Here is a 14,593-nt window from a genome sequence, read left to right as displayed (position 1 = left end):
GAGTCGAAGAGCGAACCTGCATCGCGGAAGTACCCCACGATTTTCCATCGAAAAATGCGTGGAGCCCCCCCGCATGCGGAGATACTGACTAGCGCACGCCGCATCGCCCACCCATGGCATGCCGGCCTCCAGGATGACCTATGAACGAACTTTCCAGCCGCCCCGGAGACGGGCTCAGCAAAAACGCTGTCGGACTTCCTCAAATCGTCTTTTTCGTCGTGGCCGCCGCTGCGCCGCTCACCGCGATGGTTGGGGCAACGCCAGCCGCGTTTTCGCTAGGCAACGGCGTGGGCGTACCGGGCGCCTTCGTCCTGGCCGGGGTCATGTACCTGATCTTCAGCATCGGCTACGCGGCCATGAGCCGGCATATCTCGAACGCGGGCGCGTTTTACGCCTATATCGCCAACGGCCTCGGTCGGCCGCTCGGCGTGGGCGGCGCGTTCATCGCCATCGCGGCATACAACGCCGTGCAGATCGCGATCTACAGCATGTTCGGCTTCTTCCTCAATAACGGCATCCTGCAGCACTACGGGATCGACGTCCCATGGTGGACGTTCGTGTTGGCGTGCATCGCGATCGTCCATTTTTGCGGAGCGCGCCACATCGAGTTCAGCGGACGGTTACTCGGCATGCTCATGATCGGCGAGATCGCCATCGTGACATTGCTCGACGTTGCCATCGTGGTCAAAGGCGGCGGGCCCGGCGGCTTGAGCGCGGTGCCGTTTAGCCCCGCCGCCGTATTCAGTCCCGGATTGGGAACCGCTCTCGTGTTCGTGCTTGGTTCCTACATGGGTTTCGAAGCAACGGCGATCTTTTCCGAGGAAGCGCGCGACGCGAAAGTCACCATCCCGCGCGCCACCTATCTGGCCGTGGTGCTGATCATGGTCTTTTACGCCTTTTCCGCGTGGGCCATCGTAGAAGCGTGGGGAGAGCATCAAATCGTTGCGCAAGCAACGAAGGATCCTGCCAACCTTTGGTTCGCCGTGAGCAATCGGCTGCTCGGCAGCGTCGCGACCGATGTCATGAATGTCCTGCTCGTCACGAGCCTGTTCGCAGCCATTCTCTCGTTTCATAACACCATCACCCGATACTTTTACGCCATGGGCCGCGAAGGCGTGTTGTGGGGGAAGCTCGGCCACACCTGCCCGACCTATCATTGCCCCGATGTCGCTGGGAAAGTGCAGACGGCCATCGCGCTCGTGACCGTCTGCGGCTCGGCTCTGCTGCACCTGGATCCGTTCGCGATTCTCTTTTCGTGGATGAGCGCTCTGGCGACGATCGGCATCATCGCCGTGCAGATCCTCGTGGCAGCCTCGGTCATCGCCTTCTTCGCACGCGATAGCCGCGATACCACCCTCGTCCATCGCCTGATCGCCCCGCTCCTCAGCGTGGTTGCCCTCGGTGCGTGCCTCGTACTGGTGATTCGCAACTTGTCGGTGCTCAGCGGCTCCGATTCGAGGCTCGTGTCGCTGTTTCCGTACGTGGTACTGGCTATCGGCACAGCGGGTGTATGGGCCGCGTTGCGATTGAGGAGGAAAGATCCCGCGCTGTATCGCGGTCTTGGGCGCGCCGTCCAATAGCCGACTCGATCCGATAGCCACGCCGATCAGACGGTGCCCGCCGCACATAGGTTGAAACGGGGCGCATCCCGTGCCACCGCTTCGCGCTGCTCGTTTCAATCCATCGCAGCGGAGGGCGCCGCCCATCACATTCATTCAACGCGGCCCATGTCTCCGGAAACCCCACCCATGTTGCTTTATGCCGTAGCCGCAATCCGTGTCGAGCCCGCGGGCGAATCAGGCTGGTTCAGCCGCCGCGCCGGCACGCACGCGGCGATCATTTCGATCTCCGAAGATGTCCTCGATATCGTGTTACGCCTTCCGCAGAGGTGGAACGTCATCGAAGAAGCAAAGCTGCATGGAATTCACGATGACGTCGACGTCATAGAAGGCGACGCACGGTTCTCGGACGGCTGCGACGGCAGCGTGTTCGCGATCGTAGGTTGCGACGGCCACGATCGCTACGCCGCGCTGATGCAGGTGAATGCGGCCGAGTCGGCTTTTTGCGAGAGGCGGCTTTTCACGCAAAGCGCCTCGTTCGAGCACTGCTTGATTTGACGGCTGACGCGATCGGAACGCGATACGCGTCGACAGCGGCGCACGTCAGGTGCCGATCTCGAATACGGCCACCGCGCGGCGAAGGACGTCGACTTGGCTTTCGAGCGATTTCGCTGCAACCGTGACCTGCTCGACCCGTGCCACGTTGCTCTGCGTGGCCTCGTCGATCTGCGAAATGGCTTCGTTGACTTGCGCGATGCCCTGGCTCTGGTTCGCGGCGGCGATTTCGATTTCACCCACAATGCGGGTCACGCGTTCCACCGCGCCCATTGCCTCGCTCATGGTGCCGCCGGCCAATTGAACGAACGATGCACCCTGCTCGACCCGCCGCGCGGCGTCGTCGATCAACGATTTGATGTCCTTTGCCGCAACGGCCGCGCGCTGCGCAAGGCTGCGCACCTCTGACGCGACCACCGAAAAGCCGCGCCCCTGTTCCCCCGCGCGCGCCGCTTCGACGGCCGCATTCAACGCCAGAATATTGGTCTGAAAGGCGATGCCTTCGATGATTCCCGTGATGTCCTTGATCCTACGGGACGACTCGGTAATGCTATCCATCACGGCGATCGCGCGTTCGGCCATCTCGCCGCTGCGCGACACAGTTTGCAGCGCGCCTTGCGCAAGGCGGTTCGCTTCTTTGGCGGAATCTTCGTTCTGCCTCACCGTGCTCGACAATTGTCCGATGCTCGCAACCGTCACCTCGAGCGCCGCCGCCTGTTGCGACGTGCGGCGCGATAAGTCCACGTTGCCCGAGGCGATTGCTTTCGCGCCGAACGCGATTTCATCGCTGCTGCCGCGCACCTTCGATACCGTATCCATGAGTCCAGCGCGCATCTGCCCGAGCGCGTCCAGCAGTTGGCCCATTTCGCCTTGCGGGCGATGGGCGACGGCCATGGTTAGGTTTCCCGATGCGATCCGACGAAAATGCGCAATCGTCTCGTTAACGGGCCGAATGAGCGCGGTCGACAGACTGGCACGCGCAATCAGCCCGATCACGACGGCAATCGCACCGATAGCCGCGAAAACGAGGGTTGCAAAGCGGAAACGTTCGCCAACCGTCGCCGTCTTGCGTTGTGCATCTTCGTTCTGCAACGCTTCAAGTTCGTCGATTGCTTTTGCGTAGGCGGCGTAGGACTGGTTCGCAGTCTGTCCCTCGATGTCGCGAAACGCATTGTAGTTCCCGTCGTTCAATGCTTCGAACTCAGGCTCGATCGCGCGATCGACAAGATTCTTGCGCGCGTCGGCAACCGCTCGAGCGAGCTTACGCTCCGCCTCGCTTTGGAACGTGCCGCCGACGTACGCCTGGAAATCTCGGTTCGACGCGCCCAGCAATTGGTGAGCGTCGGCCAACATGGCGTCGGTCTGCTTGCCGACACTAAACAGTGTCTCGTAGCTGCCAAGGGCGAGTCTGACCTTCAGCAGCTTCTCCGAACTCGCCTTGAGCGTCGCCATGCCGAGCGTGCTGCGTTCCACGTCCTGCAATCCGTCCCGAGCCAACTTCGATACGCCGTAGCCGATGGCGATGACCGTGAGAATGAGAACGACGAATGCGCAGATCGTCCAAGTCAGCCCTTTACGAATACTCATTTCTACCCTCTGCCCGGTCGGCGGCGGCTCGACATCATTGCGGCGTCAAGATGCCGGCCTTCGAAAGAAGAATCGCCTGACCGGTGTTCAATACGGCTAACGCCGTCAAGGCGGCTCGATCGGCGCGCTGTCGAGCCGAGAACCGTGTGGATGCGCTCGTCCCGTTCAACACGTAGCCGTCGAGCGCGACGCCTAGCACTCGATTGCCGGACGCGACGAGATCCGTGATCGATCCGGTCGACTCGGAATCGACTGCCTCCCAGTTGTCGCCGCCGTCATGGCTACGATACAAGTGCCCGAGAAGCCCGCCGACGAACAAAGTACCGTCCGCGGTCGCCGTGCCGGCCCACAGGCTGCCCCGGTTGCCTGTCTTGAGGTATTGCCACGTCGCGCCATCGTCGTGCGAACGCAGCACCAGCCCTTGCTCCGCTGCGATGAACAGCGTCCCGGATCGGTCCGCGAAGAGGTGGAGCAGATTGCGGTCGGCCTTTCCCCCACCCGGCGGCGCCGGCAACTTCGACACTTTCCAGTTGCGGCCGCCGTCCTCGGTCTCGAGCAATAGAGACCACAAGCCCACTGCCCACCCGTGTCGGTCGTCCTTGAAGTACACCGAGAAGAGAGGCTGGTCGATGGACGTATCCGAGCGCTGCAATGTCCATGTTTCGCCGCCGTCATCGGTCGCGAGGATCACTCCCCACTGCCCCACTGCCCAGCCATGCCTTGCATCCGCAAAACAGACGGCAGTCAACGTCGAGGACGCCGGAACTTGCCTCGCTTGCCGATAGCTACGCCCCCCATCGTCGGATAGCAGCACGATGCCATGCTCCCCGACTGCGACAATGCGCGCCCCTGCGTGGGTGACGTCGAGCAACATCGCGTGAGTCGGATCGGCCCAAGCATGAGCGGGTTGGATCGGAAGAACGTTTGGCGCAGTGTCTGCCGTCTGGGCGACTGCGGCCAAGGACAAGCAGGCCATGAAAACGCCGGCAATGAGATTCCTGATCATGCGAACACCTTTGATGTCGAGAATGGCAATTCAGTGCGTCAGCAGGCCGGGCGCCCGAACCGGTTTGCGACGCGGAAACCACCGCTCGAGCAAGACTGCGAGCGCGGGCAATGCGGTCATCGCCATCACGAGGTTCACGATAAACATAAAGGCCAGCAGCTTGCCCATATCGGCCTGGAACTTTAAAGCCGAAAAGCTCCACGTCGCGACCCCAATCGCCAGCGTAATGGCTGTAAAGATCGTAGCTACGCCCACCTCGAGCATCGCGTGTTCAACCGCTTCGACGATAGGTTGACCATTGGCCATGTGCAATTGCAGTCGGTTATAGATATAGAACGCATAGTCGACGCCGATCCCGACGGCTAGCACCATGACCGGCAACGTGGCCACCGTCAGCCCGATCTGCAACTCCTTCATGAACCAGTAGCCGATGAAGGTCGCCACCGTCAGCGGTGCGCAGCAAGCAACCATCGCACGCAGATCGCGATAGGCCAAAAATACGAGAATCAGAATGGCCGCATAGACGTAGAGCATCATCGGCAGCTCGCTCTGCGCGACTTCGTCGTTGACCGCTGCCAGAACGCCGGCGTTGCCCGCGGCGAGCCGAAGCGTCAGATTGCCGAATCGATGCGTGGCGCGATAGTGCTTGATGTCGGCGAGAATACGGTTGAGGGTCGTCGCTTTGTGGTCCGTCAGGAACAGGTGAACCGCCGTCATGCTGCAGTCTTTGTTCATGTAACCCTTAACACGCCCGATCTCGGCCGAAAGCCCGCCGTAGTTTCCCGAATCGATCGGCACCACGTTCATCTTCGGGTTGCCTTCGTTATAGCCTTCGTTATAAGTACGCAACATGCCCGGATACGATTGCACGGAGACGACCCCCGGCTCGCTTCGCATCGTCGAGGCGAATTCGTCTTCGGCAAGCCCGATCGCGGGGTTATCGCACGCCGCGCCCGTCGATTCGAATACCACCGTCAACCAGTCGAGCCCGACATCGTAATTCTTCGCGATCGATACCGCATCGAGGTTAAACCGTGCATCGGTGCGCAGTTCCGGGGCGCCCGGCTGGAGCGTGCCGATGACACGATCCTGGCTTTGCCAAGCGGCCAACGCGAACACCACCGCTGTGATCGATACGACGATGTAGGCATTCCTCGGCTCGGCCACCCGCGCAAGGCCACGCAACCATACCGATCGGCGTTCGCCGTTCGCGAGCGCGCGATCGGCGTAGGCTTTAGTGAACGTGCAACACGACGCCGCGACAGGCAGCATCACGAGGTTGGTGACGATTTTGTATGCCACGCCGAGCGACGCCGTGATGGCGAGTTCACGCACCATGGGTATGGGAATCAAGAGCAGCGTGATGAACGACACAAAAGCCGTAATCAGCGCCAGCGTGCCTGGCACCAGCAGGCCGCTAAAGCTGCGGCGCGCCGCTTCGAGAGAGCTATACCCATGCGAGAGTTCTCGAACGATATGGTTGACCTGCTGTACCCCGTGGGAGACGCCGATCGCAAATACGAGAAACGGCACCAACACCGCAAGCGGATCGAGTCCGAAGCCGAGCAGCTTCAGCGTACCGAACTGCCATACGAGGGAAGTCAGCGAGCATGCGATCGGTAGGACCGTGAAGCGTATCGAGTGGCTGTACCAGTAGACGGCAAGCGCGGTTAGCAGCAACGCAATGCCGCAAAATCCCAGCACCGCGGTTGCGCCGTCCGCAATGTCGCCAATTTGTTTCGCAAAGCCGATGATTTGAATTTCGTAGCCCGCGTCTTCGAACGGCTTACGGATCTGCTTTTCGAGCAAGCGGTTGAACGCGACGTAATCGAGTACTTTTCCCGACCTGTCGCGTTCGTTCAGGTCGGCCGTGATCATGGCACTGTCCTCGCTGTGCGAAACGAGTGTGCCGATATAGTCGCCATCCGTGGCCGATTTCCGGATCTGCGCGACGATGGCCGGCGTTAGCTGATTCGGCGTGATCGTGCCGTCGATCACCGGGCTCGCACGAAAGCCGTCCTCCGTGATCTCGTTGACGAACGCATTCGGGGTCCACAACGACTCGACACCTTGGCGGTCCACGTTCGGCAGAAACATGACCGCCTGTGTCACCTTATAGAGTCGGGTCAACCCTTGCGGCGTCCAGATATTCCCCTTCCTTGCACGGACCACCACCGTGATGCGATTGGCGCCGAACAGGTCGTTGCGATACTTCTGAAATGTTTTGATGTACTCGTGGCCAATCGGCATCTGCTTGTCAAAGCCGGCCTCCATGCGCAACTGCACGGCGAAGAGCGCCATCACGGCTGTGAAGATGCCGATCGCCGCCAGTACGATCGCGCGATGACCAAAGAAGAATTTCTCGAGGCGGATGACGAGGCGAGTTAACACGGAATCGTTCCTTCAAAAGTATCGGCGCGCTCTCGCGCGCCGTTGCCGCTGTCACGAAATCAGAAGTTACGTGTCGCGAACAGTCCCACGAAATTGCGGTCGGCGTACGGCTGCCCGACGCCGCCATGGCCGCCGAAGAACAGCGTGTAGTTGATGCCGGCTTGCCAGGTGGCCGGATTCTGGTTGAACAGCACGTACAGGTTGAGCGACTTGGCGCCCTGCAAGTAGTTGCCCGTGAACGTCGGCGTATAGCCGTAGAGGGCATCCGTGAAAGTCATCCCAGGCGTCAACTGCCAGCCGGGGATCACGCTGCCGTCGTAGGTCCAGTTGAAGTCGACCGTCGCCCCCACGGAACTGGACGTGCCTGCCGCCGCCGTGATCGGATAGCCGAGGCTCGACCCGTTGTTCAGCCAGGTGAAATAGCCTGCCGCCGGCGCCTGATGCACCATGTGTCCGTCGACCGATCGGGTGACCCCGCTCGCGCTGAGGCCGGGATAGTAGATCCAGGTCAGCTCCGCGGTCAGCACCGCTTGGTCCGCTTGGATCAGCTTCAGGAACGGGTACTCGCTCTGCGTGAGATTGAGCTGGCCGTTGATGTCGTACTGAAACTTCTTCATGTCCGCCCATTGCTGGCAATTGATACCCGAGACGGCGTTCGTGTTCAGATCGAGCGGCCCGCTCGGATTGAAACAACTGGATAGCGCGACGGCGTCATGCGGGCGGTACGACAGCTCCGTTCCGATCGCCCAATCGCCGATCGCAAAGTTGGCGCTGACGCCGAACAGCTGCCGGTTCTCGAGGTATGAAAACCGACTGGTGCCATTGGACAAGCCGGAGAGGACGGGCGACTTGTCCGTGTAGTTTTCGTAATAGAAGCCGAAGTTGACGTCGAGATCTTTCGGTTTGTAGCTGAGCTTCAAGCCGTACTGAGGCTTGTACTCCGACGGAAGAACCGTATTGACCACGAAACCGATGGTGTTGAAGGGCGGCCCCGCATATTGGCCGTTGATCAGCCCCGTATTGATGCCCGCCAGCGTCGCCGCATTACCGCTGTTAGCGCCGGCGATCGTTCCCGCATCGACACCATTCGCATTGCCGTTGAGCGTACTGCCGGTACCCGCAACGGCGCCTCGCCCAAAGCTGTTGCCGACGGACCAATAGGTCCCCACCGGAGGATACCGGTTCCCGTTCCATTGAAGCTGGTAGTAGCCTTCTGCACTGACACCGTGCGTCAAGCCTGCTGCAAAGCTCAGCATCGGTGCAGGCAGCAACGCCTGCTTCAGTTGTGTTCCCGGGATGAGCAGCTTTTGGATATCGATAGAGTTGGTCTGGTTGATACCGCCGGAAGCAAAATAACTTTCCCCCCAGTTGAGCACTTGATTGCCCAGCCGCACGTGTGCCGGTTGCCCGTTGAGCGTGAAGTCCTTTTCGCCCCACAGATCGAGCAGTTGTACAGGGTACTTCACCTGCGCGAGGGACGAACTGGCAAGCGGCGTGCGCGCGGTGTCGTTGACCAAGAAGTCGTACATCGCCGTGCCGCGAATCATGAACTTATAGCCTTCGCTAGGCATCGTCAGCAACAATTCGCTCGTTGCGCTGAGATACGAGCTAAATGGTTGGCCTTTTCGATAGTTCAGGTCGCCGTTGTCGCTGGAGCCCCATTGATTGATATTGGCCGCACTGCCGCAACCGTAAGCGTTCGGATCGCCGGTCAACGAACAGCTCGGGCTCTTCGTGCGGATCCCCGCGCCCGCCGTCAAGTTCGACACCCACGAGCCCCGCAAGTCTCCGAGCCCGGTCGTAAAGTCGTACCCGTAGGAATTGACGGACACCATGCCCAGCCCCATCAGCGCAACCGACAACGATGCGCGAATCACTCTCGTTTTCATGAACTTTCCCCTAGTCGTCTCGACCGGGCGATCGACATCGATCGCCGGACGCTCGCGTGGCTTTAACGCTCGCTAATGGAGCTGAGGTTCTCAGGCGTGTAATAGCTGGACCGGAACATCGGCGAGCTGGACGATTCGAAATACTGGACGTCTTGGCCTGCGGCAATCACGTTTTGGTCGGTGACGTAGCGGTTGGTGACCAAGTTGTATTGCGAAAAAGGCTCTACATCGCAAGTGCCGCCCAGTTCCCAGATCGGGATCGGATAGCTTTCTTTGGTCTTCCACAACTTGCCCTGGGCATCGTAGTCCTCGCCCGCAAGCGCGAGATACGTATCCTCGTCGAGATAGAGCACCTTCTTCTGCGAAATGTGCCGCATGTTCGGCCTGAGCGTCGCCTCGACGACATACACGCGATGCAGCTCGTAGCGACGCGCCGAAGGATCGACTTGGTCGGGTTTGAATACGTCGCCTAGCTTCTTCTTGAAGTCGTACATGGCGAAGTCGTTGTACGGCACGTAGATTTCTTTCGTGCCGTCGATCTTCCAATCGAAACGATCGATGCTGCCGTTAAACAGCCACGGTTCATCGACGGTGTATTGGTTTTCGAAGCCGATCAGCGGCGCATCGTAGTTGTACGACGGCATACGGCGCACTCGCCGCTGGCCGGGAAAGTAGTAAAACGCTGGGCTGTCATCGCTCGCGAAATTGTCTGTCTGAACGACGCCCTGTCCCGCGAGCGCTGCGGGGGTGTCATAGCCGACGTAGATCGAATACAACCCTTCGTCCGCCGACAACGGATTCGAACCTTTCTTGCCCCATGGGGTGTAAATGAGTTGGCGCCCCGTCACCGCAATCCATTCGGAACCGCCCGGCCGCGGAGAAACCATCGTATTGACTTTCGCCCACTGAATCCCGACGCCGCGATAGCGCGACAGGTAATTCCAGATCGCTTCCTGTCCGGTCTTCGCTGCGGGAAACGGAAGGCCGGGCAGCGTGGCGCTCACGAGGTGATCGCCGCTGGCATCGAGCTTCGCCGTGCCCCCGTTCTTCTTCGTGTTCTCCTGCACCCATTCGGGGTAGCCGCAATCGCGATGCGTCGGATACACGTCCATCCGGTAGTTCTTGATCTGCTTGAACAATGCAAGCTGGCCCGGCGTCAAATTCGCCGCGTATTTATCGACGTTCTCGGCCGTGATCGAAAAGAGCGGCTTCTCCGCTTTGAATGGCGAATAGTCTCCTCTGACCTTACCGGGCGACCAGCCGGCAGGCGTCGACTGCGCCCCCGCATAGCTCGGGATGCGGCCGTCGGCGCTTCCTGCTTTTTGCGCGCCGCTGACAGTCAGGCTTCCCGACGACTGCGCCCAAGCCATCGAAATCGCAATGGAACACGCGATCGCAAGACCCGCCTTGAGATGGAACTGCATGAGAGATCTCCCATAACGATGAACGTACCGGCGATCGGATAGAGGCGATCGACGCGGGTCCGGCTGCATCGGGATCGAGTTCGGCAGACCCGACGTTGTCGATGCGTTGCGCTCATTATTCCCAGAATAAAAGATTCGTCAACATGCAGAAGCCACAAATTCGGCTAGGTACTTTCGCCAATCCCTCCATTCGGTATTTGCGGAACTCGATGCGGAGGAGGGCCAACTGTCTGCGCGGAATCCGGCGCGCAGTCCCATCGCAACACGCGTGTTCCTTCATCGACAGCGGCGAGCGCTCGGCCGCGTGTTGAAGGCGATCGCCGTCCGGTAGCGCGCCAGCCTCGGGTATTCCCTATTTGGATGATCGGCGGCGATTGCCAAAAGCGGACAAGCCAGGAGAGGTCGCTGACATACAGTGAATGCGAGAGTCAGGCGCCCCCGTCGCAACCGCAGTCGCGTGGATCGAGGGCGTGCAAGGCGATCTGGCAAAACCCTTCTTAGGATCACAACCGCGATGATGGAACTCGAAAACCTGATCGACGGCCGGCGTTGCAAGGCAGCGTCCGGCCACCTGTTCGAAAAACGTGCTCCGGCAACCGGCGAACTCTTGGCCCGCGTGCCGGCGTCGACCGTCGAAGACGTCGATCGGGCAGTCAACGCTGCGCACACGGCCTTGCGCCAAGGCCCTTGGGCAAGCGCGGGCGGGGCCGCTCGCGGGCGCTGGCTACATCGCCTCGCCGATCTCATCGAACGCGATCGCGATGCGCTGACGATGCTGTTGGCGCAAGAGCAAGGACGACCTTCGATCGAGATGCGGATGATGGACGTTCCGATGAGCGTCGACGTCTTGCGCTACTTCGCCGGTTGGGCCGACAAGCTCGAGGGCCGAACCGTCCCCACCGACGGCTTCATGGGGCGGCCCACATTGAATTACACGCGGCGCACGCCGATTGGCGTTGCGGCTCAAATCGTCCCCTGGAATGCGCCACTGATGATCGCGGTGTGGAAGCTGGCGCCGGCGTTGGCGGCAGGCTGTACGGTCGTCATCAAACCTTCGGAAGATGCGCCGCTAGCGGTCGCTCGATTAGGCGAATTGGTCGTCGAGGCCGGCATTCCGAACGGCGTGGTGAACATCGTTCACGGGGTGGGGGCGCAAGTCGGGCCGCCGCTGGTCGCTCACCCTCTCGTCAGCAAGGTGAGTTTCACCGGTAGTACCGAAGTCGGACGCGCGATTGCGTGCGAAGCGGCCAAGACCTTCAAACGCGTCACGCTCGAGCTTGGCGGGAAAGCCGCACAGATCGTGTTCGCCGATGCCGACCTCGAACAAGTTATCCCGGGCCTATTGTTGGGCATGTTCGTCAATCAGGGGCAAACGTGCGCGGCCGGTTCTCGCGCGCTTGTGCATCGCTCCCTAGCCGACGCCGTCGAAACACGGTTGGCCGAAGCCGCTCGAACTATGCGGGTCGGCCCGCCGACGGATAGCTCGTCGCAGATGGGCGCGCTGATCAGCGAGCGTCACCTCGAACGGGTGCGTGCGCATATCGATGCGGCAATCGCGGAAGGTGCGATCAAGTTGACCGGCGACGAACCGGTGCCCCCGCACGGTTGGTACATGAGACCCACCGTCCTCGGCGGCGTACACCCCGGCATGCGGATCGCGCGAGAAGAAGTGTTCGGTCCGGTCGGCATGGTGATTCCGTTCGACACGGAAGACGAAGCGATCCGTCTCGCCAACGATACACCCTACGGTTTGTCCGCTTCGTTGTGGACGCAGAACATCGGAACTGCGCATCGCGTTGCGGAGCGCCTCGAAGTAGGCGCCGTTGCGATCAATTGCTGGAGTCCGCTCGATGCGCGCCTCCCGTGGGGAGGGATCAAGCAAAGCGGGATCGGGCGCGACTTGTCCCGTGCCGCGCTCGATTCCTATCTGGAGGAAAAGGTCGTTACCGCTGCGCTGTAGGTGCGCGAGATGCGCAAATGGGCGAGCCGTTCCTAGCTCTTTTATCGACACTCAATGAGTCATACACCATGGATTATCAAAAGCGTCAAAAGCGTTTCTGGCACCCGATGAGTTCGGCGGCCGCCGGCCATTCCACCCCCACTGTCGTGATCGCACGCGGGGACGGCAACTACATTGTCGACGTCGAAGGGCACCGGATGCTCGACGGCGTAGGCGGATTGTGGAACGTCAACGTTGGGCACAATCGTCCCGAAGTCAAAGCCGCGATCGCGCGCCAGATGGATGAGCTGTCTTACTATCAGACGTTCGACGGCGTGGCGCATCCGCGGGTATACGACCTGGCGGACCGCCTTTGCGGGATGTTCGAGCAAGAGGACATGCAGCGAGTGATGTTCGGTAGCGGCGGTTCGGATGCGATCGAAACCGCGCTGAAGATGGCGCGGCAATATTGGGTCGCCGCGGGCGAGCCGTCGCGCACGAAGTTCATTTCCCTGCGTAACGGCTATCACGGTGTGCACATGGGAGGAACATCCGTCGGCGGCAACGGAGTCTATCACTACAACCACGGACCGCTGCTTCCCGGTTGCATTCTGCTCGATACCCCCTGGCTCTATCGCAACCCATGGGATTGCGAAGATCCCGAGGAACTCGTCGCGCATTGCATTCGTCAGTTGGAAGAAGCCATCGCCTTTCATGGCCCGCAAACCATCGCCGCCTTCATTGCCGAGCCGGTGCAAGGCGCAGGCGGTCTAATCGTGCCGCCCTCCACCTATTGGGCCCGAGTGCGGGAGGTATGCGATCGCGCCGGCATCTTGTTGATTGCGGACGAGGTGGTCACGGGCTTCGGTCGCACCGGCTGCATGCTGGGCAGCCGTGGATGGGGCGTAGCCGCCGACATCCTGTGCTTGGCCAAGGGCATCTCGGCAGGGTACATCCCGCTCGGCGCGACGATGTACAACGGTCGGATTGCAAATGCAATCGAGAATGGCGCGGGCTTCTCTCACATGGTGATGCACGGGTATACATATAGCGGGCACCCGCTTGCATGCGCGGCGTCGCTCGCCGTACTCGACATCGTCGAATCGGAGGATCTGCCTGCCAACGCTGGCCGAGTCGGCCAGCATCTGCTCGAACAGTTGCTTCCGTTGAAACATGAATTCGAGACCGTAGGCGACGTGCGTGGCAAGGGCCTGATGCTGGCGCTGGATCTCGTCACCGATAAGGCGAGCCGGACACCGCTCAACCCGATGGAGGGTTTTGCGGCGCGCGTTGCCGACGGCGCCCGCAAGCGAGGCGTATTGGTGCGGGCCATCGCCAACAAGGTCGTCATGTCTCCACCGCTTACTCTGAAACGCGAGGAGGCCGACGTCATGGTCGGCGCGCTTCGCGAAGCGCTGCAAGAATGCTGCCGACGATGAATGGTCGTTGAAGGCGTCCCGCTCGTTCGGGCGAACGGCTGCGCATCGCAGGTCGCGGCCATTCGTCGGCGGGCGGTCGATGTGCCGGACTCGGCCAGCGCTCGCCGTCCTTGTAGGGCGCGCGTTTGCCGACATGGAAACTCCCCACCTAGCCGACGGACGGCAGAAGGCAAGATGCTATGGAAGAGCGCGTAGAACATTTCGGCACCGACAAATATCCGCTCGCGCTTAGGCTCCTTCATTGGGCCAGAGCGCTTCTGATCTTCGGTCAATTATGGATGGGATGGACCATGGTCAGATTGAGCGACGACCTGCCGGCCAAATTCGACTGGTATTACCCAACCCACAAGGAGTTCGGTGTTTTGACTTTCTTGCTGGTGGTGGTCCAACTGGCGATCCGTTCCCGCACGACGCTGCCGGCATCGCCGGATGGCCTTGCGAATTGGGAGAAAAAATGCTCGAAGGCGGCTCATTACCTGCTATACAGCTTGGCCATCGTCGTACCGCTGATGGGCTATTCGATGTCGAGCACCTACACGCAAAGCGATGGCGTACCGTTCTTTTTCACGCACCTGCCCGAACTCTTACCTAAGAACGACAACTGGTTCAAGGTGTTTCAATGGCTACATAAGACGTTGGCCTATACGCTGCTCCTGCTCGTCGTTCTCCATATCCTCGGCGCACTGAAACATCGATTTCTGGATGCCGATCGCCGTAACGATGTGTTGCGCCGGATGTTGTAGGCGGCAAATCGACCGTCTGTGGACCATCGATCGTTCAACTCGATCCTTATTACGAATTATT

The 14,593-nt window shown here is 60.5% G+C and carries 10 protein-coding genes; 5 read left to right on the top strand and 5 right to left on the bottom strand.

Features of this window, described 5'->3' with window-relative positions; all coding sequences use genetic code 11:
* Window positions 1-140 precede the first annotated feature (140 nt).
* Entirely contained in the window at window positions 141-1,580 is a 1,440-nt protein-coding gene (locus ACTHN9_RS01530) for an APC family permease (protein ID WP_440534985.1), read from the top strand.
* A gap of 168 nt (window positions 1,581-1,748) precedes the next feature.
* Complete coding sequence (locus ACTHN9_RS01525; RefSeq protein ID WP_440534984.1) at window positions 1,749-2,117, top strand: hypothetical protein; 369 nt, start codon at window positions 1,749-1,751, stop codon at window positions 2,115-2,117.
* A 45-nt stretch (window positions 2,118-2,162) separates the two neighbouring features.
* On the opposite strand, the gene ACTHN9_RS01520 is transcribed toward ACTHN9_RS01525, so the two are convergent.
* The 5 genes from ACTHN9_RS01520 to ACTHN9_RS01500 form a co-directional block, all read right to left on the bottom strand.
* Window positions 2,163-3,701 carry a methyl-accepting chemotaxis protein gene (locus ACTHN9_RS01520; protein WP_440534983.1) on the bottom strand — a complete coding sequence of 513 codons (1,539 nt, stop codon included), beginning with the start codon at window positions 3,699-3,701 and terminating at the stop codon, window positions 2,163-2,165.
* Between the two features lie 34 nt (window positions 3,702-3,735).
* A complete protein-coding gene (locus tag ACTHN9_RS01515; RefSeq protein WP_440534982.1) occupies window positions 3,736-4,707 on the bottom strand; it encodes a WD40/YVTN/BNR-like repeat-containing protein in 972 nt (323 codons plus the stop codon).
* Window positions 4,708-4,737: 30 nt separating this feature from the next.
* On the bottom strand, window positions 4,738-7,098 hold the full coding sequence (locus ACTHN9_RS01510) for an efflux RND transporter permease subunit (RefSeq protein ID WP_440534981.1): 2,361 nt from the start codon (window positions 7,096-7,098) through the stop codon (window positions 4,738-4,740).
* 59 nt (window positions 7,099-7,157) lie between these two features.
* Window positions 7,158-8,987, bottom strand: coding sequence for a DUF1302 domain-containing protein (locus tag ACTHN9_RS01505; RefSeq protein ID WP_440534980.1), 1,830 nt, complete (start codon window positions 8,985-8,987; stop codon window positions 7,158-7,160).
* A 62-nt stretch (window positions 8,988-9,049) separates the two neighbouring features.
* Window positions 9,050-10,411 carry a DUF1329 domain-containing protein gene (locus ACTHN9_RS01500; RefSeq protein ID WP_440534979.1) on the bottom strand — a complete coding sequence of 454 codons (1,362 nt, stop codon included), beginning with the start codon at window positions 10,409-10,411 and terminating at the stop codon, window positions 9,050-9,052.
* Window positions 10,412-10,925: 514 nt separating this feature from the next.
* Between ACTHN9_RS01500 and ACTHN9_RS01495 the strand changes: the two genes are divergently transcribed.
* From ACTHN9_RS01495 to ACTHN9_RS01485, 3 genes are all read left to right on the top strand, one after another.
* Window positions 10,926-12,371 carry an aldehyde dehydrogenase family protein gene (locus ACTHN9_RS01495; RefSeq protein ID WP_440534978.1) on the top strand — a complete coding sequence of 482 codons (1,446 nt, stop codon included), beginning with the start codon at window positions 10,926-10,928 and terminating at the stop codon, window positions 12,369-12,371.
* 68 nt (window positions 12,372-12,439) lie between these two features.
* On the top strand, window positions 12,440-13,789 hold the full coding sequence (locus ACTHN9_RS01490; protein WP_440534977.1) for an aspartate aminotransferase family protein: 1,350 nt from the start codon (window positions 12,440-12,442) through the stop codon (window positions 13,787-13,789).
* Between the two features lie 179 nt (window positions 13,790-13,968).
* Window positions 13,969-14,532: a cytochrome b gene (locus ACTHN9_RS01485; protein WP_440534976.1), complete on the top strand. Its 564-nt coding sequence runs from the start codon at window positions 13,969-13,971 to the stop codon at window positions 14,530-14,532.
* The last annotated feature ends 61 nt before the right edge of the window (window positions 14,533-14,593 follow it).

Source organism: Trinickia sp., from assembly GCF_051953405.1.
Taxonomy (GTDB): Bacteria; Pseudomonadota; Gammaproteobacteria; order Burkholderiales; family Burkholderiaceae; genus Trinickia.
Note: the sequence above shows the minus strand (reverse complement) of the source record. Positions and strands in the feature narration are given on the sequence as shown.

What these genes read in the sequence shown, in the direction of transcription:
- ACTHN9_RS01530 (WP_440534985.1), top strand. Translation starts at nt 141, where the DNA reads ATGAACGAACTTTCCAGCCGCCCCGGAGACGGGCTCAGCAAAAACGCT.
- ACTHN9_RS01515 (WP_440534982.1), bottom strand. Translation starts at nt 4,707, where the DNA reads ATGATCAGGAATCTCATTGCCGGCGTTTTCATGGCCTGCTTGTCCTTG.
- ACTHN9_RS01490 (WP_440534977.1), top strand. Translation starts at nt 12,440, where the DNA reads ATGGATTATCAAAAGCGTCAAAAGCGTTTCTGGCACCCGATGAGTTCG.
- ACTHN9_RS01495 (WP_440534978.1), top strand. Translation starts at nt 10,926, where the DNA reads ATGATGGAACTCGAAAACCTGATCGACGGCCGGCGTTGCAAGGCAGCG.
- ACTHN9_RS01520 (WP_440534983.1), bottom strand. Translation starts at nt 3,701, where the DNA reads ATGAGTATTCGTAAAGGGCTGACTTGGACGATCTGCGCATTCGTCGTT.
- ACTHN9_RS01485 (WP_440534976.1), top strand. Translation starts at nt 13,969, where the DNA reads ATGGAAGAGCGCGTAGAACATTTCGGCACCGACAAATATCCGCTCGCG.
- ACTHN9_RS01505 (WP_440534980.1), bottom strand. Translation starts at nt 8,987, where the DNA reads ATGAAAACGAGAGTGATTCGCGCATCGTTGTCGGTTGCGCTGATGGGG.
- ACTHN9_RS01525 (WP_440534984.1), top strand. Translation starts at nt 1,749, where the DNA reads ATGTTGCTTTATGCCGTAGCCGCAATCCGTGTCGAGCCCGCGGGCGAA.
- ACTHN9_RS01500 (WP_440534979.1), bottom strand. Translation starts at nt 10,411, where the DNA reads ATGCAGTTCCATCTCAAGGCGGGTCTTGCGATCGCGTGTTCCATTGCG.